Origin of the sequence: uncultured Jannaschia sp., assembly GCF_947494055.1 — a bacterium.
GTDB lineage: Bacteria > Pseudomonadota > Alphaproteobacteria > Rhodobacterales > Rhodobacteraceae > Jannaschia.
Map to the genome: position 1 here is coordinate 374,785 of NZ_CANLTR010000001.1, position 19,737 is coordinate 394,521.

Genomic DNA, 19,737 nt, shown 5'->3' on the forward strand with positions numbered 1-19,737 from the left:
GGCGGCCGGGAGGCGCGATGAACGATTTGCTGGCCGGTCTGGGCGAGGCGCTGCGCCTGATCCTCACGCTCGACGCGGAACTCATCGAGATCACGCTCCGGTCGCTCCGCGTGACGCTCTCGGCCCTCGTCATCGCCTGTGCGATCGGCCTGCCGCTCGGCGGCTGGCTCGCGGTGTGGCGGTTCCGGCAGCGCCGCTTCGTCATCGCCACGCTGAACGCGCTGATCGCCCTGCCGCCGGTCGTCGTCGGTCTCGTCGTCTACCTCCTGCTGTCGCGCTCCGGCCCGCTCGGCGTCCTGGGCCTCCTCTTCACGCCGGGCGCGATGATCGCGGCGCAGGTCATCATCATCACCCCGCTCGTCGCCTCGATCGCGCATCAGGCATTGCGGGATCTCTGGGCGGTCTATCACGACCTGCTGATCTCGATGAACGCCACGCGGTGGCAGCGCGTGTCGACGCTCCTGATCGACGGCCGCCGCGCCCTGCTCACCGCCGCGCTCGCGGGGTTCGGGCGGGCCATCGGCGAAGTCGGTGCGATCATGATCGTCGGCGGCAACATCGACGGCGCTACGCGCGTCCTAACTACGGCCATCGCGCTGGAGACGGGGCGCGGCGACTTCGCGCTGGCGCTCGGGCTCGGGATCGTCCTCATCGGCCTGTCGCTGGCCGTGAGCTGGGCGAGCCACTGGGTCATGCGAACGGAACGGCGGGGAACGTGGTAGCCGTCCTGCCCCTGCGCCTCACGGGCGCGTCGCTGCGGCGGCGCGGGAAGCGGCTTGTGGGGCCGGTCGATCTCGAGATCGGCGCCGAGGGCGTGACCGCGGTGATCGGGCCGAACGGGTCGGGCAAGACCTCGCTTCTGCGGATGATGCACGGGCTCCAGCGGCCCGCCGCCGGCCGGGTCGACTGGTCGCTGCCCGAGGGGGTGGCGCGCACGCGGCAGGCCTATGTCTTCCAGCAGCCCATCGCGCTGCGCCGGACGGTTCTGGCCAACCTCGCCTTCCCCCTGCGCCTGCGCGGCCTGTCCCGCGCCGAGATCCGCCTGCGCGCCGAGGCGCAGGCGGCCCGCTTCGACCTGACCGACAAGCTCGCGCAATCCGCTCCTTCCCTTTCGGGCGGCGAGATGCAGCGCCTCGCCCTCGCGCGCGCGCTCATCACCGAACCGGAGATCCTGTTCGCGGACGAACCCTGCGCGGCACTCGACGGCCGCGCCATGCGGGAGATCGAGACGCGGCTGATCGAGGCATCCGCGCAAACCCGGCTCATCATCGCCACCCACGACATGGGACAGGCGCGGCGCATTGCATCCGACGTCATCTTCCTCTTGCATGGCCGCGTCCACGAAACCGGACCCGCCCAGACCTTCTTCGACTCACCTGGGACCCCGGAAGCCCGCGCCTTTCTCAAAGGAGACATCGTCGAATGATCCGACTTCTCGCCGCACTCGCGCTCACCCTGCCGACGCTGACCCATGCCCAGACGATGCGCATGGCGGTGACGACCTCGTTCCAGAATTCGGGCCTCGCCGAGACGCTTCTGCCGGAATTCGAACTCGACACCGGCATCGGGGTCGAGCTCGTCGTCGTCGGCACCGGCCAGGCCCTGCGCCTGGGCGAGGCGGGCGACGTCGACGCCGTGCTCGTTCATTCGCGCCCCGACGAGGAGGCGTTCGTCGAGGCCGGCCACGCCACCCACCGGCGGGAAATCATGTACAACGACTTCATCATCGTCGGCCCCGAGGAGGACCCGGCCAGCGTGCAGGGCTCCGCCACTGCAGCGGACGCGATGGCCCGCATCGCCGAGTCGGAATCCCCCTTCGTGAGCCGCGGCGACGACAGCGGCACCCACAAGGCGGAGCTCGCGCTGTGGGACGCGGCGGGGGTCGCGCCGGAGGGCGGCTGGTATCGCCCGGTCGGCGCCGGCATGGGCGCGGCGCTCAACACCGCCACCGGCATGGGCGCCTACGTCCTGTCGGACCGGGCGAGCTGGCTCAATTTCGGCAACCAGGAGGGCATGACCATCGATTACGAGGGCGATCCGGAGATGTTCAACCAGTATGCCTATCTGCCGGTGAACCCGGAAACGCATCCCGACGTGAAGGCCGACCTGGCCGCGCAGCTCGAGGACTGGCTCGTCTCGGAACGGGCCCGGACGCTGATCGACAGCTACCGGGTGATGGGGGAGCAGGTCTTCTTCTTCAACGCCGAGGAATAGCCGCCTCTTCTTGGCCCAAATACTCAGCCCGGTCCGCGGCGGGCGTCACCCGTCGCCGTGGACCGCCACCTGTGCGAGTTCCGCGTCGCGCGGCGTGAGGATGCGGAACACCTCCCGCACCCCGGCCTCGCCAAGTTCGCGCGCGACGATCATCACCCGGTTCGGCTCCACCCCCTCGCAGAGATCGACCATCGCGTCGATCTCCTGCACCGCGACGGGCCAGGCGGCGGCGCGGTCGGGGGCGCCGTGCATCGTGACGAAATGGTCGGCCAGCGCGGCAACCAGCGCCTCGCGCTCGGCGGGCTCGATCCGGGTGACGGCCGCGAAGGTGACGCGCCCGAAGGTCTCGAGCCCGAGCCAGCCGTTGGCGAAGGCCTGCCGCGACTTGCCGACGAGGTCGCCCTCGGTCCAGTTCGAGAACTCGAACCCGCCGGAGATGCACCATTCCCCGGTCCGCGCCGGCACGTGAAAGACGTTGCGGTCGCTCTCGTCGAAATGAATGGCGCGGGCGAGGTTCACGGCAACTCCAGAAGGTCGGTCAACGGGTCCAGTCTGGTCTCCCCGCCGGCGCGGCGCAAGCGCCCGAACCCCGCATCGAGACCGAGATAGTCCGCGTCCTTCGCCTCGAGTTCCCACGCCGCGGCACTCCGGTCCGCGTGGAGCGCGCGCGGCCCGTCCTCCCAGGATGCGAGCCCGTGCATCAGATGGCGCGCCCAGCTTTCGAGAAGCGCCCGGGGTACGACCTCGCCGCATCCCTCCTGCCAGAGCGCCGTCTCCGTCGCGTCCGAGGGGAGAAAGTAGATGACGAGGTGCACGACGAGCCAGTCCGGGATCGCCTCGGGGTCGCCGCCCTCCGCGAGTAGCGTCACGCACCCCGCCAAGCCGCCGTTCACGAGGACACGTCCGTCCCAAGCGAGGTGAACGGGCAGTTCGGACGGCCCGATCGCCCCCAGCGCATCGCGGAGTGCCACGGCGCAGAGCGGCTGCATCTGCGCGGCGCGGACAAGCGGCACGTCGGGGGCGAAGACCACCGCCATCTCGAGCGCATCGCCCGTTCGCCAGAAGATCGTCCCGCCGTCGCAGCCCGCCCGCGCCGCCGCCCCCGCCTCGGACCTCGGGTCGTCCGCCGCCACGCCGCGAAGGAGCGGCGGGAACTCAGGCATGGCCGTCCGCCACGAGCCGGCGGGCGAGCGCGCGGAACGACGCCGCTTCCGCCCCCTGCGGCTTCGACGCGACGACCGGCGCGCCGCCATCTGCCGCGACCCGGATCGAGAGGTGCAACGGGATCTCCGCCAGCAGCGGCACGCCCAGCTTCGCGGCCTCCGCGGCCACGCCCCCGTGTCCGAAGATGTGCTCCTCGTGGCCGCAATTCGAGCAGATATGTGTGGACATGTTCTCGACCATGCCGACGACCGGCACGTTCATTTGCCGAAACATGTCGATTCCCTTCCGCGCGTCGATCAGCGCCACGTCCTGCGGCGTCGAGATCACGATGGCGCCGTCGACCCGAAACTTCTGGCTGAGCGTCATCTGCACGTCGCCGGTTCCCGGCGGCAGGTCCACGAGCAGCACGTCGAGCGCGCCCCACTGGACCTGATTCATCATCTGCTGCAGCGCGCCCATCAGCATCGGGCCACGCCAGACGACCGCCTGATCCTCGTTCGTCATCAGGCCCATCGACATCATCGTGACGCCATGGTTGCGGAGCGGCAGGATCGTCTTGCCGTCGGGCGAGGCCGGCCGACCCGACACGCCGAGCATCCTGGGCTGGCTCGGTCCGTAGACGTCGGCGTCGAGCAACCCCACGCGCCGCCCCTCGGCCGCGAGCGCCACGGCGAGGTTCGCGGCCAGCGTGGACTTCCCGACCCCGCCCTTTCCGCTCGCGATGGCGAGGATGCGGTCCACGCCCGGCACCGGCTGCGGCCCCGAAGGCTCCGCCGGCCGCCGGGGCTTCAGTTCAGGCGGCGCCGACTCGCTATGCGCGGTCAGCAGCACGCTGGCCTTCGTCACGCCCGCGATCGCCGTCAGCGCGGCCTCGGCCTCCGCGCGGACCGGCTCCATCGCCTCCCCCCGGCTCGGCGGCACCTCCATGACGAAACGCACCGCGCCGTCGTCCACGGAGAGCGCGCGGACGAGGCCGGCCGAAACGATGTCCGTCCCCTCCGGCGTCCGCACGCTCTTCAGCGTCGCGAGGACCTCCTCGCGCGTGGGTCCGCTCATTCGGGGCTGCCGTTGATCGTCCCGGTCACGACATGTTCGAGGTCGAGCCCGTCGACGGTCAGCACGACCTTCGCCTCGAACGGGCCGGACTTGCCGCTGTCCCGTGCGGCCTTCTCGATCTCCTGCTGCGAGGTCACGCCGACCTGCTTGAGGAACTTGCGCATCGACATGTTGAATTCGTCGGCCATGATCGTCTCCTAGTTGATGTAATCTTCGCTGCTGCGCGGCCGCGGCCTTGGGGCGGCGGCGAAGGGGCTGTCGGCGCTATGCGCCATCGCGTTCACCCGGCAGGTGTCGCACATCCGGATCATCCGCGCCTTTTCCGCGCCGAAGGCCGGGTGCCGGTCGGCGAGCATCCCGGCGATCCGCTCGATCGTGGAGGCGACGCCGAAGGGCTTGCCGCATTCCACGCAGAGCGCGGGTTCCTCCGCGTTCAGCACGCGCGGCGACAGTGCGTCGGGGGACAGGTCGAGCCGCGGCTCGAGCGCGATGGCGTCCTCGGGACAGATGTTGGCGCAGAGGCCGCATTGCAGGCAGGCATCCTCGACGAATCGCACTTCCGGCCGGTCGGGATTGTCGAGCAGCGCGCCCGACGGGCAGAGCGACACGCAGGCGAGACAGAGCGTGCAGGCGTCGCGGTCGAGAAGGACGGCCCCGTAGGGTGCGCCCTCGGGCAACGGCACGACCGGCGCCCCGTCGTGGAGCGCCGCGGCGGCCACACGCGTGACCTGACGGCGGGTGCCGAGCGGCAGGATCGGTTCGGCCACGGCGGCCGGCACCGGCGCGCGTGTTTCCGCCGCGAGCGCGTCGGGCTCGGCCGCGTCGAGGAGGCGTACGGCCTCCCGTCCGGCCAGCGCGTTGGCGAGCGCGATCTGCGCGAGCAGCGGGTCGCGCTCCGTCCGCGGCCCCGGCAGGATGTCGACCCGCGCGAACCCCGCGCCCAGCGCCGCCATCGCTTCGGCATGCCCGTAGGCGGCGAGCGCCGGCAGTTCCAGCGGCACGGCATGGGCCGGCAGGCCGCGCCCGTGGCGGGCGGCGAGCGCGATCATCTCGCGCCCGTGGTCGTCGTGGACGAGGAGCGTCGGGTCGGCGCCTAGCGTGCGGAACGTCCGCGCCAGCACCTCGATCCGGCGGAACGTGTGGTCCACCGGCGGCGCGTCGTAGGCGATGGCACCGGACGGACAGACCGAGGAACACGCCCCGCATCCGGCGCAGATCATCGGGTCGACGGTCACGTGCTCGCCCGCCGGCACGATCGCCCCGGTCGGACAGAGGTCGAGGCAGCGGGTGCAGCCGGTCTGCTCGGCCCGCGAATGGGCGCAGAGCGCCGGCTCGACGCGGACATGCAGCGTCTTCTCGAAGGTGCCGACGAGCTGCGACGCAACCAGAACGGCGTCCGCGACCGCCTGCGGACGACCGGGGTCGGGCCGCAGGTAACCGTCGCGCTTGTGATGCGCCGGAAAGAGCGGCGTGCCGCCGGTCAGGTCGACGATCACGTCGCAGCGCGTCCGGGCGCCGTCGCGGGGCGCGCCGAAGGCAATCTCCCGGCCCGACGGATCGACCTGGCGCAGCGCGTCCAGCGTCAGTTCGAACGCGCCGAACGCACCGGACGCACGGCGGATGCGGCCGGAGACGATCTCGACGGCGCGGTCCTCGGGCGCCTCGGCCCCTTCGGGCAGCAGGACCGTGACGGCGAGCGTGTCCCTGAGCCGATGCGCGGCCGCCATGGCCACCTCCGCCGGCCCGACGATCAGGCACAGTCCCTCGGACGCGACATCGATCATCGGCGCCTCCGACGCCGGCAGCGCCGCCTCGGCCAGGAGTGCGGCCTGCTTCGCCGTCGGATCGCCGTCGTCGGTCCAGCCCGCCCGGTCGCGGATGTCGACGAAGCGCGGCGCGCCGACCCCGGCTTCGGCGGCGAGCGTGGTCAGTCGCGGCCCCTCCTGTCCGCAGGCCATCAGGGTATCCGGTGCGGCGAAGGCCTCGGCGACGACCTCGGGCGCGGCGCAGCAGAGCGCCGTATGCACCCGATCGCAGGTCCGGCCGGTCGCCGATGCGAGTGCGTCCGCGTCGATCGCTTGCGTTCCGGCGCAGTTGCACAGGACGAGACGTCCGGCCATCATCGTTCCTCCCGAAAGATCGGAGGACAGATGCACATGCACGCGCCCCGGTTGCAAGCATCACGCGATTGTCGCTTCGCCTCCGCTACGGAATGCGGCACTAGGAGGCCAATGCAGGACGCGCCACCCAAGACCGTCGAAATGCCCGTCGGCATCCTGATCCGCCGCAGCCCCGGCGTGACGCGCTGGGTGTCGGAGGTCTGGACGCTGGCCGGGATCATTCCGCATGCCGGATCCGCAAGCTGGAAGCCGGTCCTGCGCGACGGCCCCGTGGAGGAGTTCCACGCCACGACCCTGACGTTGCTGCTCCATCGGAAGGACACCGACAGCCTGATCCAGAACCTGACGGCGCAGGTCCCCTCGGTCTGGGTCGCGCTGCGCGGGGCCGGCCGGCCGCAGGCGACGCACGTGACGGCCTCCCCCTTCGAGGCGAGCTTCCACGAGATCGACGCCGAGGACCGGGTGGAGAAGGTGGCGATGCCCGAGGGGATGATTGCGTGGGTGGAAGCCTTCGTGGCGCTGCACCATGTCGACGAGCCCTTCGTGAAACGGCAGCGCGACCGGCGGCGCGAGGGGCCGGCCCAGTCGGGCGTCGGCGATGCACGGATCGCGCAGGAGGCCGATGTCTGGCGCAACCCGCAATCGCTGAGGTTCCGGAAATGAGCGACTTCTGGTCCCGCCGCAGACAGGCCGTCGAGGCCGAGGACCGCGCCACGCGCGAGGCAGAGACGAAGGCCGCCGACGCCGAGGTCCTGCGCGTGGAACAGGCTGAACTGGCCGATCTGCCCGACGCGGAGGTTCTGGCACGGCTGGACCTGCCCGACCCCGACGGCGTCGTCTCCGGCGACGACATCTCGGCGTTCCTGCGGCGGGTCGTGCCGGGGCATATCCGCAACCGCGCCCTGCGCGCCCTGTGGCGGTCGAACCCGGTCCTCGCCAATCTCGACGGGCTCAACGATTACGACGGGGATTTCACCGGCGACGGGCTTGGCGGAGCGCCGCTGCGGACGAGTTACGAGGTCGGCCGGGGCCTGGCCGCGCATGTACGGAAGCTCGCCGCAGCGCAGCCCGACCGAAACGATCAGGAAAATGTGCCGCAAGATCAAACGGAAATAGGTCTTGCCGAGGACCTGTCCGACGTGGAACTTAGGGCTCCTGAAGACGAGGCACAGGATCATGTGCCCGCACCGGTGGAGCCGCCGCGACGGATGCGCTTCACGTTCGAGGAGGACAGGGAGACATGAACGCCAGCGCGTCCCTGCCGCATGACGGTCCGTCGGAGGAAGATCGGCTGCGGGCGGATCTCTACAATTACCTCGGTCTCGTCCTTGCCCGGCCGATGGACGCCATGACGCTCGAACAGAGCGCGGGACTGTCCGGCGACAACACGCCGCTCGGCCGCGCGATCTCCGACCTGGCCCGGACCGCGCGGGGCGCCGATCCGAAGGCGGTGCGCCGCGAATACGACGCGCTCTTCGTCGGGCTCGGGCGTGGCGAGCTTCTCCCCTATGCAAGCTACTATCTGACCGGGTTCCTCAACGAGAAACCGCTCGCGGCACTGCGCCAGGACTTCGCCCGCCTCGGGCTCACGCGGGCCGAGGGCGTGTTCGAACCGGAGGACGGCATCGCCTCCCTGATGGAGGTGATGGGCGCGATCATCGTCGGTCGCTTCGGCACGCCGATCGCGATGTGGCGGCAACGGGATTTCTGGGCGCGGCATGTCGGCCCGTGGGCCGGGCACTTCTTCACCGACCTCGCGGGCTCGAAGGGCGGTCGTGTCTATGCCGCCGTGGGCGTGGTCGGACGCGAATTCATGAACATCGAACGCGAGGCGTTCCGGCTCGCGGCCGCCTGAGCGCCGCACCTGTCTGGAGGAATCGAGATGACCGAGACGAGAGACGCAAGCCGCCGCAACTTCCTGAAGCTGGCCGCCACCGCGCCCGCTGCCGCGGCCGTCGCAACCGTGGCCGGCACCGACGAGGCCGAGGCTGCGAGGGGCTCCGAGACGCGCCTCGCCGACACCGAGCAGACCCGCGCCTATTACGACAGCGCACGTTTCTGAGGGAGGGGACCAGATGCTTCGCAGAAAGACCACGGACGCGCCCCGCAATGGCGGCACCGGCCTGATCGACCGGGCGGCACGGCGCGGCGTCGACCGCCGCGCCTTTCTGCGCGGCTCCGGCCTCGCCATCGGCGGGCTGGCCGCCATCGGCGCGACCGGCGGCACGGTCGCCAAGGCGCAACAGGCCGAGTACCCCGTCACCGAGGGCGTGACGAAGGTGAAGTCGGTCTGCACCCATTGCTCGGTCGGCTGCACGGTCATCGCCGAAGTGCAGAACGGGGTCTGGTTTGGACAGGAGCCGGGCTACGAATCCCCATTCAACATGGGCGCGCATTGCGCCAAGGGCGCCTCGGTCCGCGAGCATGCCCACGGCGAGCGCCGGCTGAAATACCCGATGAAGAAAGTCGGCGGCGTCTGGGAGCGGATCTCCTGGGAGCAGGCGATCGACGAGGTCGGCGACCAGCTGCTCGGGATCAAGGAGGAGTCCGGCCCGGATTCCGTCTACTGGCTGGGCTCGGCCAAGCACAACAACGAGCAGGCCTACCTGTTCCGCAAGTTCGCCGCCTACTGGGGCACCAACAACGTCGACCACCAGGCACGGATCTGCCACTCGACCACCGTGGCGGGCGTGGCGAACACATGGGGCTACGGCGCCATGACCAACAGCTACAACGACATCCTGAACTCCAAGGCGATCTTCATCATCGGCGGGAACCCGGCCGAGGCGCATCCCGTCTCGCTGCTGCACATCCTGAAGTCGAAGGAGGAGAACGCCGCACCGCTCATCGTGTGCGATCCGCGCTTCACGCGCACGGCCGCGCATGCCGACGAATACGTGCGCTTCCGGCCCGGCACCGACGTGGCGTTGGTCTGGGGGATCCTCTGGCACATCTTCGAGAACGGGTGGGAGGACGAGGAGTTCATCCGCACCCGCGTCTGGGGCATGGACCGCATCCGCGAGGAGGTCGCCCGCTGGACCCCCGACGAGGTCGAACGCGTCACCGGCGCCTCCTCCGCACAGCTCGAACGCGTCGCGCGCACGCTGGCGGAGAACCGTCCCGGCACCGTGATCTGGTGCATGGGCGGCACGCAGCACACGAACGGGAACAACAACACCCGCGCCTATTGCATCCTGCAGCTCGCGCTTGGGAACATGGGCATCGCGGGTGGCGGCACCAACATCTTCCGCGGCCACGACAACGTGCAGGGTGCGACCGATCTCGGCGTGCTGGCCGACACGCTGCCGGGCTATTACGGCCTGACCGAAGGGGCCTGGGCGCATTGGGCCCGCGTCTGGGAAGAGGATCTGGACTGGCTCAAAGGCAATTTCGACGTGCTGCCGGGCAAGGGCCCCGACGGCGGCGACCTGATGATGATGGGCGAAACCGGCATCCCGGTCAGCCGCTGGATCGACGGCGTACTCGAGGATGCCGAGAACCTGGATCAGCCGAACCGAACCCGTGCGATGATCTTCTGGGGCCATGCCCCCAACAGCCAGACGCGTCTGAAGGAGATGAAGACCGCGATGGAGGATCTCGACCTCCTCGTGGTGGTCGACCCCTACCCGACGCTGACGGCAGCGATGAACGACCGCACCGACGGCGTCTACCTCCTGCCGGCGGCGACGCAGTTCGAGACCTACGGCTCCGTCACCGCGTCGAACCGTTCGCTGCAATGGCGCGAGAAGATCGTGGAGCCGCTCTTCGAGAGCCTGCCGGACCACACGATCATGGCGAAGTTCGCGCTCAAGTTCGGCTTCGCGGACCGCATCTTCCGCAACATCGAGGTCAACGGCGACGAGCCGCTGATCGAGGATCTGGTGCGCGAATACAATCGCGGCATGTGGACGATCGGCTACACCGGGCAATCGCCGGAACGGATGCGGACGCACATGCAGAACCAGCATACGTTCGACCGCAAGACCCTCCGCGCGGTGGGCGGCCCGGCGGACGGCGATTTCTACGGCCTGCCCTGGCCCGCCTGGGGCACGCCGGAGATGAACCATCCGGGCACGGCGAACCTGTACGACATGTCGATGCCGGTGGCCGAGGGCGGCCTGACATTCCGCGCCCGGTTCGGCGTGGAGCGCAATGGCGAGAACCTGCTGGCCGAGGGTGTGGCCACGCCCGGCTCGGAGATCGAGGACGGCTATCCCGAGTTCACCATGCAGATGCTGCAGGATCTCGGCTGGGACGCGGACCTGACGCCCTACGAGCGGGCGATGATCGAATGGGTTTCGGGCTTCCGCGACACGCGGCCCGGCACCCCGGAGGTCGGCGAGGTCGAGTTTCAGGGCGAGCGTCCGACCGACTACAACGAGCAGGTCGGCGGCGTGAACTGGAAGACCGACCTGTCGGGCGGTATCCAGCGGGTCGCCATCGCGCATGGCTGCGCGCCGTTCGGCAACGCAAAGGCCCGCGCCGTGGTCTGGACCTTCCCCGACCCCGTGCCGCTGCATCGCGAGCCGCTCTACACGCCCCGGCGCGATCTGGTGGCCGAATACAGCACCTACGACGACAAGAAGTTCTGGCGCGTGCCCACTCGTTACGCCTCCATTCAGGAGCAGGATTTCAGCCAGGACTACCCGATCATCCTCACCTCCGGCCGTCTGGTCGAGTACGAGGGCGGCGGCGACGAGACGCGGTCGAACCCGTGGCTCGCCGAGCTGCAGCAGGAGATGTTCATCGAGATCAACCCGCGCGACGCCGGCAATCTTGGCGTCACCGAGGGTCAGGACGTCTGGGTCGAGGGGCCGGAAGGCGGCAGGATCATCGTCAAGGCGATGGTGACCCCCCGCGTGGGCGAGGGCGTGGCCTTCATGCCGTTCCATTTCGGGGGTATCTCCGAAGGTCGCGACCTGCGGGAGAACTACCCCGAGGGGGCGGACCCGATCGTCCTGGGCGAATCGACGAACACGGCGCAGACCTACGGCTACGACTCGGTCACCCAGATGCAGGAGACCAAGACGACGCTGTGCAAGATCACCGCGGCGTAAGGGAGAGTTATCATGGCAAGAGCGAAGTTCCTCTGCGACGCCGAGCGCTGCATCGAATGCAACGCCTGCGTCACCGCTTGCAAGAACGAGCACGAGGTTCCCTGGGGCATCAATCGCCGCAAGGTCGTGACCATCCAGGATGGCGAGCCGGGGGAACGGTCGATCTCGGTCGCCTGTATGCATTGCTCCGATCCGCCCTGCATGGCGGTCTGTCCGACCGACTGCTTCTACCAGACGGCGGACGGGATCGTGCTGCACTCGAAGGACCTGTGCATCGGCTGCGGCTATTGCTTCTACGCCTGCCCGTTCGGCGCGCCGCAATATCCGACGGCCGGCAATTTCGGTTCGCGCGGCAAGATGGACAAGTGCACCTTCTGCGCCGGCGGGCCGGAAGAGACCTTCTCCGACGCGGAGTTCACGAAATACGGCCGCAACCGCATCGCCGAGGGCAAGCTGCCGATCTGCGCCGAGATGTGCTCGACCAAGGCGCTTCTGGCCGGCGACGCCGACACGGTGTCGGAGATCTACCGCGAACGCGTGGTCGCCCGCGGCTTCGGCTCCGGCGCGTGGGGCTGGGGCACCGCCTACGGCGAAAACCCGACGCAAGCCGAACTGTGACGAACCGGCCGCCCTCGGGCGGCCGAACCTGACCGAGCGGGAACCGACCGATGATCCGAGCCCTACTCCTCCTCCTTGCCCTCGCCCTGCCCGCCGCTGCGCAGGAGGCTGATTTCGTACCGTCCGGCAGCCAGACGGTCGAGGACATCATGGCCCGGCAACGAGCTTTGGCCGATGGTGACGAGAGCGTCCGGGCCGTGCGCGACCGGGAAGGCATACCGAACGAAACTGCCGAGGACGGGACGGGACTTGCCGTCGATGGTACGGTGGGGCGGCCCGCCGACTGGTCGGATCCCGGCATCTGGCGTGGCGTACGCTACGACGACCTCGACATGCGTTCACAAATCCGGGGGCCGGCGGCGACTACGTTGATCCAGACGGGCGGAATGGAATGGCTCGAACGCCGGGCCGGGCCGCTGCGCTTCTGGGGTGGCGCCTTGCTACTGCTTACACTTGGCGCGCTCGGCATCTTCTTCCTCCTGCGTGGCCGCATCCGGATCGACGGCCCGCGCACCGGACGCACCCTCGTCCGCTTCCGTGTCTACGAGCGTTTCGCCCACTGGCTCCTTGCCGGCAGCTTCATCGCGCTGGCGATCACGGGGCTTCTCGTCCTGTTCGGGCGGGTGGCGATCATTCCGCTCTTCGGGCACGAGGTCTGGGCGCCGGTCGCGATCGTATCGAAATGGGTCCACAACAACATTAGCTGGGCCTTCATGCTCGCCCTCGTGATGGTCTTCGTCCTGTGGGTCCTGCAGAACATTCCCGACCGAACCGACTGGCAATGGCTCAAGCGCGGCGGCGGCATCTTCGGCGGCGGCCATGTTCCCGCAAAGAAGTTCAACGCTGGCCAGAAGGCGATCTTCTGGTCGGTGATCATCCTCGGCGGCTCGATCAGCGTGTCAGGCCTGTCCCTCCTCTTCCCGTTCGAGATGCCGCTTTTCGGGACGACCTTCGCTCACCTGAACGATTGGGGCGTTGGAGGTCTGTTCGGCGGCCTGCCGGCCGATCTCGCGCCGCAGGAGGAGATGCAGCTATCGCAACTCTGGCACGGGATCGTGGCCTTCGTCCTGATCGCGATCATCTTCGCGCACATCTATCTCGGCTCGATCGGGATGGAGGGCGCCTACGACGCGATGGGCAAGGGCCGGGTCGAGGAGCAATGGGCGCGGGAACACCATTCGATCTGGGCCGAGAAGGCTTTGGCCGAGCGTGACGATCCCCGGCGGAAGCAGACCGGCTCGCCCGATGCCAATGCGACACCTGCGGAGTAAACCGATGAAGACCATGCTCAGCGCTTTCGCCGTCGCCATCCTGATCGCCTTCGTCGCGCAATACACGTTCGATGCCCTGCCCTTCAGCTCCGCCGAGCAACAATCGGCGGAGAATGTGCGTCTGGACTAAGTTCGAGCCAGACAGCGACCATACCGAGTGGACAGGACGCGTATCTGCTAGCTTGAGGGCGACGACGAAACCTCGTCCTTCGCCGGACCGGGACCGCGTCGCATACGGTGCACGGCCCCTCCGCTTCAGCCCATCTTGCGATCGTCCACGATCGTCATTTGCGCCAGACCGCTCTCACCGAGATCGACCTTGGCGAAGGGCCCGCCGTGGCACATCTGTGCCGGGTCGGTCGGGTCGGAAGGCTCGCCCGAAGCGAGGATCGTGTCGGCGAACTGCTCGGCGTTGTCCTTGGGGCGGTAGCCCAGATAGGCGGCGTCAGAATTGTCCACCGGTGTCCGATCGTTGTTCGAGACGCCGTAGACGATGGAGAATCCTACCGTCGGCGTGTCGATCGCCCGCGTCACGAGTTGGATCAGGTCGTCGTAGCTGAGCCAGGTGCCGAGTGCGCGGGGCGACGTGACCTGCGCGCAGGAAAGGATGCGGAGGTGGACGGATTCGAGCCCCCGCTTCTCCCAGTACATCCGTCCGAGATCCTCGGCGAAGCACTTGGCGAGGCCATAGAACGTGTCCGGCCGGTGCGGGACGTCCGTGCCGATATGCTCCCGCCGGGAATACATGCCCACCGCATGGATCGAGGAGGCATAGACGACCCGGCGCAGCTTGTGGCGATGCGCCGCTTCCCAGACGTTGTAGGCGCCGACGAAGTTCGGCCCCAGCAGCGTCTCGAATGGCGCCTCGTCGACGACGGCGCCGAAATGGACGACCATGTCCGCTCCCGCGAGAAGCGCGTGGATCTGGTCGTATTCGGCCAGATCGGCTCGGACGTAGGTCTCGCCCTCGTAGAGCTTGCCGATTTCCTCGGCGATGTCGGAGGAAACCAGTTCGTCGCAGAGCCGGGTCAGCGGCTCCCGTAGGTAGGAGCCGAGGCGGCCGGCCGCGCCGGTGAGGACGATCTTCATGTCGGATTCCCTTCTACAGATTCTGGCCCCGCTTGTGCGGCAGCCGCGTCGCCATCGATGTGTGACAGGCCCTGCGGCCGGGTCAACGCATCTCCGCTCCGCCCGCCGCCAACGCCAGGATCTCCGCGATTTCCTCGTCGGTCAGGCCATGCTGCGCCCGCGCATAGCCCGCGCTGATGTAGCCCAGCGCCAGATCGCGCGCGATGGCCGCGCGGTCGCGTTCCGCCGGGTCGCCGTAGCCGGCACCGCCGGGGAAGGCCATGCGCACGATCCGGCCGTGCGGCACGAATTGCCGGCCCTTGCCGCGCATAGGCGCGCCGTCGTCGCGTTCGATGATCGTCCGGGCGCCAGACTGTCCGCCGCGGCGCCCCCGCGCGGGATGGTCGACGCGGTCGAGCATGGCGGAGATGTCGAACTCGTGCCCCTCTCGCGCGCCCACATCCATGAACTGCCCGAGTCCGCCGCGCTGCCGACCCGCGCCACCGGAATCGGGACGCAACTCCTTGCGCCAGATCAGAACGGGACCGACCTGCTCCGTCGCCTCGACCGGCATGGTCATCACGCCTGAGGGGAACGCCGTCGCGTTCATCCCGTCGAGGCCAGGCCGGGCACCGGAGCCGCCGGAATTGAAGGTGAGGACCTCGGCCCGCCGGGGGCCCGCCGGGGCCGGCGCGTCGGTGCGCGGCCGGAGGCTGACTTGGAAGTTGCAGAGGCTGCCCGCTCCTTCTGCCGGGACAAGGTCGGGCAAGAGTCGGTCGAGCGCGTCGTACACCGTGTCCGGCACCATGTGTCCGATGACGTGGCGCAGCGCGACCGGTGCCGGGTGGCGCGCATTGACGATGGTGTCCTCCGGCGCGGTGATCTCGAAGGGTTCGAGCGAGGCCGCGTTGTTCGGGATCTCCGGCGCGATGGCGCATTTGAGCGCATAGCAGGTATAGGCCTTGGTATAGACCAGCGGCACGTTGATGCCCTTCCGATCCGGCCCGCTCGTCCCCGACCAGTCGGACAGGATGCGGCCGGCCTCGATCGTGACGCGTACCCGCAGGTCGACCGGTGTCGCGTAGCCGTCGATCCGCATCTGCCCCTCCGCCGAGCCGGGCGGCAGCGCCGCAATCCGTTCGAGCGTCGCCCGGCGCGAATTGCTCAGGATGAAGTCGGAGATACCCGACAGGTCCGCGAGGCCAAACTCCCGCATCATGTCGATCAGCCGGCGATGCCCGATCTCGTTGCAGGTGGCGAGCGCATAAAGGTCGCCGACGAGCTGATCCGGCTCGCGCACGTTACCGCGGACGATGGCGAGAAGGGTCCGGTCCACCTCCCCCTTCGCGGCGAAGCGCATGATGGGGATGTAGAGCCCTTCCTCGTAGACCGAGTTCGCGTCCACGCCGAAGCCCCGCCCGCCGACGTCAGTGACATGCGCGGTGCAGGCGAAGAAGCCGATCAGGCGTCCCTCGTGGAAGGAGGGCGAGACGACGGTGATGTCGTGGAGGTGGCCCGTGCCCTCCCATGGATCGTTTGTCAGGTAGACGTCCCCCTCCTCCATCGTCTGCCGGCCGATGCGCCGGATGAAGTGGCCCACGGCATCCGCCATTGCGTTGACGTGGCCCGGTGTGCCGGTCACCGCCTGTGCCAGCATGCGTCCCGCGTCGTCGTAGACGCCGGCAGAGAGGTCCCCCGCCTCGCGCACGGAGGTGGAGAAGGCCGTGCGGACAAGCGCCTGCGCCTGCTCCTCCACGATCGAGATCATGCGGTTCCACATGACCTGGTTGGCGACCTGACTGCGCTCGCGTGTCGGGGCGTTCATCGGGCAATCTCCTTCGTGCGGACGTCCAGCGTCCCGTCGGAATGGGCGAAGACCTCACGGCTCCTTGGAACGATCACGGTGGTCTCGGCCTCGGTCACGATGGCGGGGCCCTCCGCGACCTGTCCGGCCGCCATGTCCCGGCGCACGACGACAGCGGCCGGACCTCGCGTGCCGCTGGCCGGGTCGAAGAGGTCGCGGCTGCCGTCCGGCGTCGCGGCGCCCGCCGGGTGCGTCTCCCCCTGTCGTTCGACGTTCGCGGCCTCGGTATGGGCGTTGACCGACCAGACGACGATCTCGACCTCCAGTCCCGCCACCGGGCGACCGAAGAGGGTGGTATAGTCCGCCTCGAACAGGTCGAGGAAGGTCGCGGCGTCGGGGGACGCGACCTGCTCCGGCGTCAGCGCGATGGGGATCTCCCAGCCCTGCCCGGAATAGCGCATGTAGACCTTGTGGTCGGACCCGATCTCCGCCGCCCCGTCGCAGGAGCGCACGAAGGCCGTCGCCTCCGCCTCCATCTCCGCGAAAAGGGTCCGCACGAGCTCCGGGTCGAACTCGGACATCCGCAGGAAGACGGAGCGGTTGGCCTCGAAGCTGAACGGCGCGCGCAGGAACCCGATGGCGGACCCGACGCCCGCGCCTTCGGGCACGAGGCAGCGGTCGATCCCCAGCTTCTCGCAGAGTCGCGCGGCGTGAAGAGGCGCGGCGCCACCGAAAGCGATCATCGTGTAAGCCGACAGGTCCTCGCCGTTCTCGACCGCATGGACGCGGGCGGCGTTGGCCATGTTCTCGTCCACGACCTCCGCGAGGCCCCAAGCGGCCTCCGTCGCGTCCATGCCGAGACGTGCCCCGATGTCCGCATCGAGCGCACGGCGGCTCGCGTCCGGGTCGAGCGGGATCGAGCCACCGGCGAAGTTGCCGGGGTCGAGCCGGCCCAGCACCAGATCCGCGTCGGTCACCGCCGGCCGCTCGCCGCCCCGGCCATAGCAGGCCGGGCCGGGCTCGGACCCGGCGCTTTCGGGGCCCACGCGGATCTGGTCCATGACGTCGACATGCGCGAGCGAGCCGCCGCCCGCCCCGATCTCCACCATGTCGATGACGGGAATGGAGATCGGCATGCCCGACCCCTTCTTGAAGCGGTAGGTCCGCGCCACCTCGAAGACGCGCGCGGTTTTCGGCGTGCGGTCGCGGATGAGGCAGATCTTGGCGGTCGTCCCGCCCATGTCGAAGGAGAGTACGCGATCAAGGCCGTGCCGCGCCGCGATGTCGGCCGCGAAGATCGCGCCCCCCGCTGGCCCGGACTCGACGAGACGAACAGGGAACTCCGCCGCGCTCTCGAGCGACATGATCCCTCCCCCCGAATGCATCAGGAAGACCGGACAATCGGCGCCCTCAGTCTCCAGTCGATCCTTGAGCCGTCCGAGATAGGATTTCATCAGCGGCTTGATGTAGGCATTGGCGATCGTGGTGTTGAAGCGCTCGTATTCACGCATCTGCGGTGAGACCTCGGAAGAGATCGACACCATCGCACCCGGCATCCGCTCGGCCAGCACCTCCGCGATCAGGCGCTCATGCGCATCATTGACGTAGGAATGCAGCAGGCCGACCGCCACGCTGTCGTAGCCCGCCCGGGCCAGCGCGTCCACGAGTGCCTCCACCTCGCCCCTTTCGAGCGGGATCAGCACGCCGCCCTCCGCATCCATTCGTTCGGCGACCGTATAGCGGCAGTTCCGTGGCAGGAGTGGTTCGGGCAGCACGAGGTTGAGGTCGTATTGCTCGAACCGACTCTCGGTCCGCATCTCGATCACGTCACGAAAGCCCTGCGTGGTAATGAGCGCGGTCCTCGCCCCCCTCCGCTCGATCAGGGCGTTGGTGGCAAGCGTCGTACCATGGATGACCTGTGTGATCGCGTCCGCTGCGATGCCAGCCTCGGCACAGACGCGGTGCAACCCCTCGGCGATGGCCTCCTCGGGGGCGGCGTACGTCGTCAGCACCTTGGTCGAGGCTCGCCCGCCCGGATGCTCCAGCACGACATCAGTGAAGGTGCCGCCGATATCGACACCGAGGCGGATCGGGGTTTGGGGCATCAGCGGATCTCCGAATGGTGTCGCTGCACGCTACGCCCGCCTTGTGAGAACGTGAACCGTTCCAGTTTTCCGGGAGGCTGATCAGTCGATTTTAAGCAACGATACTCCATTGTTCATTGACGGTAAGGAAGGTTGCAGTCGACCGATCGACGCCTCCCGCACTATTAACGCGCCATCGGTAGCGTCTAAGGAAGTAAAGTAAAATCGCGCTGCCATAGCGACGTAGGTCGAAGTTGCCATCGACGTGTACGACCGCGATGGAGTTTGGCAACTTCCTTGGCCGAGGCACTCCCCAATCCTCGGAGAGCATTTGGCGTAGTTAGGACTACCTGAAGCTCCTGCTATGGCCAGAACCCTGAAAAGTGGTCCTTCCTGAAATAGGCTTTCGAGCCGGATTGAGGACGAGGGAATGGGTCCGAAGGGCTCTGTTGCACGGAACGTCAGAAGACCGGACCTCCCCTTTCCCTCGCCAATGTCATCCGACGGGTTGTGTGACCGGTATACCGATCACGGTTGAAGATGGCTATGCGGATCTGGAGTTCGGCGGTTTGTCTGTCGAAGTCGCGGGCAAAGAGCTTCTGGCCGAGTAGCTGCATGCAGTGCATTTTCGTCTCAACGCGACTTCGGCGATGGTAGCCGCTCCACCGTCGCCAGATGGTCCGGCCGAGACTCTTGATGGCCCGAAGGGCTTCGTTCCGGCCTGCCGCCCCAGGACTGTCTCTCTTCCACGGCTGCGCGATGCGGCGGCTGTCCACTGCCCGGAAGGGTCATGCGAAGCATGATCCCGAGAGGGGACGAGCAGGTGCAATGGGCTTTGTTACGCAAACCCGGAAGGATTCCTCGCGAATTCATTGTGGTAGATCGTCCTCATGAGCAGACCCATCCCGTCGAGCTCCATGAGAGATGGCTGGGGAAATCTGAACAGGGGCTATGAGTGGATGATCCGCGCAAGATCGGCATGATGCCGAGAGCGAGGAGGGACCATGACGAGACGACCACGCCGGAACCGCAGCCCGGCGTTCAAGGCGAAGGTGGCGCTTGCGGCCCATAAGGGAGAGCGGACGCTTTCCGAGCTGGCCCGAGCAGTTTGACGTTCACCCGAACCGGATCACGCAGTGGCGCACTCAGCTCCTTGAGGGGGCCTCAGGGGTGTTCGGGATCGCGCCGGCCGCCGAGGGCACCCCGGTTGTCGACGTGAAGACGTTGCATGCGAAGATCGGCGAGCTGACGCTGGAGAACGATGCTTCGTAGGGCTTACGC

The 19,737-nt window shown here is 68.3% G+C and carries 19 protein-coding genes and 2 pseudogenes; 12 read left to right on the forward strand and 9 right to left on the reverse strand.

Going from position 1 to position 19,737, the window contains the following annotated elements:
• The first annotated feature begins 17 nt into the window (after nucleotides 1-17).
• Genes Q1A87_RS01895 through Q1A87_RS01905 form a run of 3 tightly spaced genes read left to right on the forward strand, consistent with a single transcriptional unit; the run spans nucleotide 18 to nucleotide 2,214 of the window.
• Nucleotides 18-722: an ABC transporter permease gene (locus tag Q1A87_RS01895; RefSeq protein WP_299646466.1), complete on the forward strand. Its 705-nt coding sequence runs from the start codon at nucleotides 18-20 to the stop codon at nucleotides 720-722.
• Entirely contained in the window at nucleotides 716-1,426 is a 711-nt protein-coding gene (locus Q1A87_RS01900; protein ID WP_299646468.1) for an ATP-binding cassette domain-containing protein, read from the forward strand. Before Q1A87_RS01895 ends, Q1A87_RS01900 begins: the two co-directional genes overlap by 7 nt.
• Nucleotides 1,423-2,214, forward strand: a complete 792-nt coding sequence (locus Q1A87_RS01905) for a substrate-binding domain-containing protein (protein ID WP_299646470.1) — start codon at nucleotides 1,423-1,425, stop codon at nucleotides 2,212-2,214. The genes Q1A87_RS01900 and Q1A87_RS01905 overlap by 4 nt, the downstream gene beginning before the upstream one ends.
• Before the next feature lie 45 nt (nucleotides 2,215-2,259).
• Here the strand turns inward: Q1A87_RS01905 and Q1A87_RS01910 are convergent, their stop codons facing one another.
• Genes Q1A87_RS01910 through Q1A87_RS01930 form a run of 5 tightly spaced genes read right to left on the reverse strand, consistent with a single transcriptional unit; the run spans nucleotide 2,260 to nucleotide 6,554 of the window.
• A complete protein-coding gene (locus tag Q1A87_RS01910; protein WP_299646472.1) occupies nucleotides 2,260-2,733 on the reverse strand; it encodes a DUF6505 family protein in 474 nt (157 codons plus the stop codon).
• Nucleotides 2,730-3,377 (reverse strand): biotin/lipoate--protein ligase family protein, encoded by a 648-nt coding sequence (locus Q1A87_RS01915; RefSeq protein WP_299646474.1) that lies wholly within the window; start codon nucleotides 3,375-3,377, stop codon nucleotides 2,730-2,732. The genes Q1A87_RS01910 and Q1A87_RS01915 overlap by 4 nt, the downstream gene beginning before the upstream one ends.
• Nucleotides 3,370-4,434, reverse strand: coding sequence for an Mrp/NBP35 family ATP-binding protein (locus tag Q1A87_RS01920; RefSeq protein ID WP_299646476.1), 1,065 nt, complete (start codon nucleotides 4,432-4,434; stop codon nucleotides 3,370-3,372). The genes Q1A87_RS01915 and Q1A87_RS01920 overlap by 8 nt, the downstream gene beginning before the upstream one ends.
• Nucleotides 4,431-4,622, reverse strand: a complete 192-nt coding sequence (locus Q1A87_RS01925) for a DUF6494 family protein (RefSeq protein WP_299646478.1) — start codon at nucleotides 4,620-4,622, stop codon at nucleotides 4,431-4,433. Before Q1A87_RS01925 ends, Q1A87_RS01920 begins: the two co-directional genes overlap by 4 nt.
• Before the next feature lie 9 nt (nucleotides 4,623-4,631).
• Nucleotides 4,632-6,554 (reverse strand): 4Fe-4S binding protein, encoded by a 1,923-nt coding sequence (locus Q1A87_RS01930; RefSeq protein WP_299646480.1) that lies wholly within the window; start codon nucleotides 6,552-6,554, stop codon nucleotides 4,632-4,634.
• Nucleotides 6,555-6,665: 111 nt separating this feature from the next.
• Between Q1A87_RS01930 and Q1A87_RS01935 the strand changes: the two genes are divergently transcribed.
• The 8 genes from Q1A87_RS01935 to Q1A87_RS01970 are packed head-to-tail and all read left to right on the forward strand — an operon-like array spanning nucleotide 6,666 to nucleotide 13,630.
• Nucleotides 6,666-7,217: a DUF3305 domain-containing protein gene (locus tag Q1A87_RS01935; protein WP_299646482.1), complete on the forward strand. Its 552-nt coding sequence runs from the start codon at nucleotides 6,666-6,668 to the stop codon at nucleotides 7,215-7,217.
• Complete coding sequence (locus tag Q1A87_RS01940; protein WP_299646484.1) at nucleotides 7,214-7,798, forward strand: DUF3306 domain-containing protein; 585 nt, start codon at nucleotides 7,214-7,216, stop codon at nucleotides 7,796-7,798. Before Q1A87_RS01935 ends, Q1A87_RS01940 begins: the two co-directional genes overlap by 4 nt.
• A complete protein-coding gene (locus tag Q1A87_RS01945) occupies nucleotides 7,795-8,409 on the forward strand; it encodes a molecular chaperone TorD family protein (protein ID WP_299646486.1) in 615 nt (204 codons plus the stop codon). The genes Q1A87_RS01940 and Q1A87_RS01945 overlap by 4 nt, the downstream gene beginning before the upstream one ends.
• Before the next feature lie 27 nt (nucleotides 8,410-8,436).
• A complete protein-coding gene (locus Q1A87_RS01950; RefSeq protein ID WP_299646488.1) occupies nucleotides 8,437-8,616 on the forward strand; it encodes a twin-arginine translocation signal domain-containing protein in 180 nt (59 codons plus the stop codon).
• A 13-nt stretch (nucleotides 8,617-8,629) separates the two neighbouring features.
• The gene (locus Q1A87_RS01955; protein WP_299646490.1) at nucleotides 8,630-11,611 is read left to right on the forward strand and encodes a formate dehydrogenase subunit alpha; all 2,982 of its coding nucleotides are present in this window, start codon (nucleotides 8,630-8,632) and stop codon (nucleotides 11,609-11,611) included.
• 12 nt (nucleotides 11,612-11,623) lie between these two features.
• Nucleotides 11,624-12,229: a formate dehydrogenase FDH3 subunit beta gene (gene fdh3B, locus Q1A87_RS01960; protein WP_299646492.1), complete on the forward strand. Its 606-nt coding sequence runs from the start codon at nucleotides 11,624-11,626 to the stop codon at nucleotides 12,227-12,229.
• A 50-nt stretch (nucleotides 12,230-12,279) separates the two neighbouring features.
• The gene (locus tag Q1A87_RS01965; RefSeq protein ID WP_299646493.1) at nucleotides 12,280-13,500 is read left to right on the forward strand and encodes a formate dehydrogenase subunit gamma; all 1,221 of its coding nucleotides are present in this window, start codon (nucleotides 12,280-12,282) and stop codon (nucleotides 13,498-13,500) included.
• 4 nt (nucleotides 13,501-13,504) lie between these two features.
• Nucleotides 13,505-13,630 carry a hypothetical protein gene (locus Q1A87_RS01970; RefSeq protein WP_299646495.1) on the forward strand — a complete coding sequence of 42 codons (126 nt, stop codon included), beginning with the start codon at nucleotides 13,505-13,507 and terminating at the stop codon, nucleotides 13,628-13,630.
• Between the two features lie 125 nt (nucleotides 13,631-13,755).
• On the opposite strand, the gene Q1A87_RS01975 is transcribed toward Q1A87_RS01970, so the two are convergent.
• The 4 genes and pseudogenes from Q1A87_RS01975 to Q1A87_RS01990 form a co-directional block, all read right to left on the reverse strand.
• Nucleotides 13,756-14,589 (reverse strand): NAD(P)-dependent oxidoreductase, encoded by an 834-nt coding sequence (locus Q1A87_RS01975; RefSeq protein WP_299646497.1) that lies wholly within the window; start codon nucleotides 14,587-14,589, stop codon nucleotides 13,756-13,758.
• An 82-nt stretch (nucleotides 14,590-14,671) separates the two neighbouring features.
• The gene (locus Q1A87_RS01980; RefSeq protein WP_299646499.1) at nucleotides 14,672-16,393 is read right to left on the reverse strand and encodes a hydantoinase B/oxoprolinase family protein; all 1,722 of its coding nucleotides are present in this window, start codon (nucleotides 16,391-16,393) and stop codon (nucleotides 14,672-14,674) included.
• On the reverse strand, nucleotides 16,390-18,477 hold the full coding sequence (locus Q1A87_RS01985; protein WP_299646501.1) for a hydantoinase/oxoprolinase family protein: 2,088 nt from the start codon (nucleotides 18,475-18,477) through the stop codon (nucleotides 16,390-16,392). The genes Q1A87_RS01980 and Q1A87_RS01985 overlap by 4 nt, the downstream gene beginning before the upstream one ends.
• A 475-nt stretch (nucleotides 18,478-18,952) precedes the next feature.
• A pseudogene (locus Q1A87_RS01990) lies at nucleotides 18,953-19,223 on the reverse strand (IS5/IS1182 family transposase); the annotation flags it as partial.
• A 237-nt stretch (nucleotides 19,224-19,460) separates the two neighbouring features.
• On the opposite strand from Q1A87_RS01990, the pseudogene Q1A87_RS01995 reads away from it, so the two are divergent.
• A pseudogene (locus Q1A87_RS01995) lies at nucleotides 19,461-19,719 on the forward strand (transposase); the annotation flags it as partial.
• Nucleotides 19,720-19,737 lie beyond the last annotated feature (18 nt).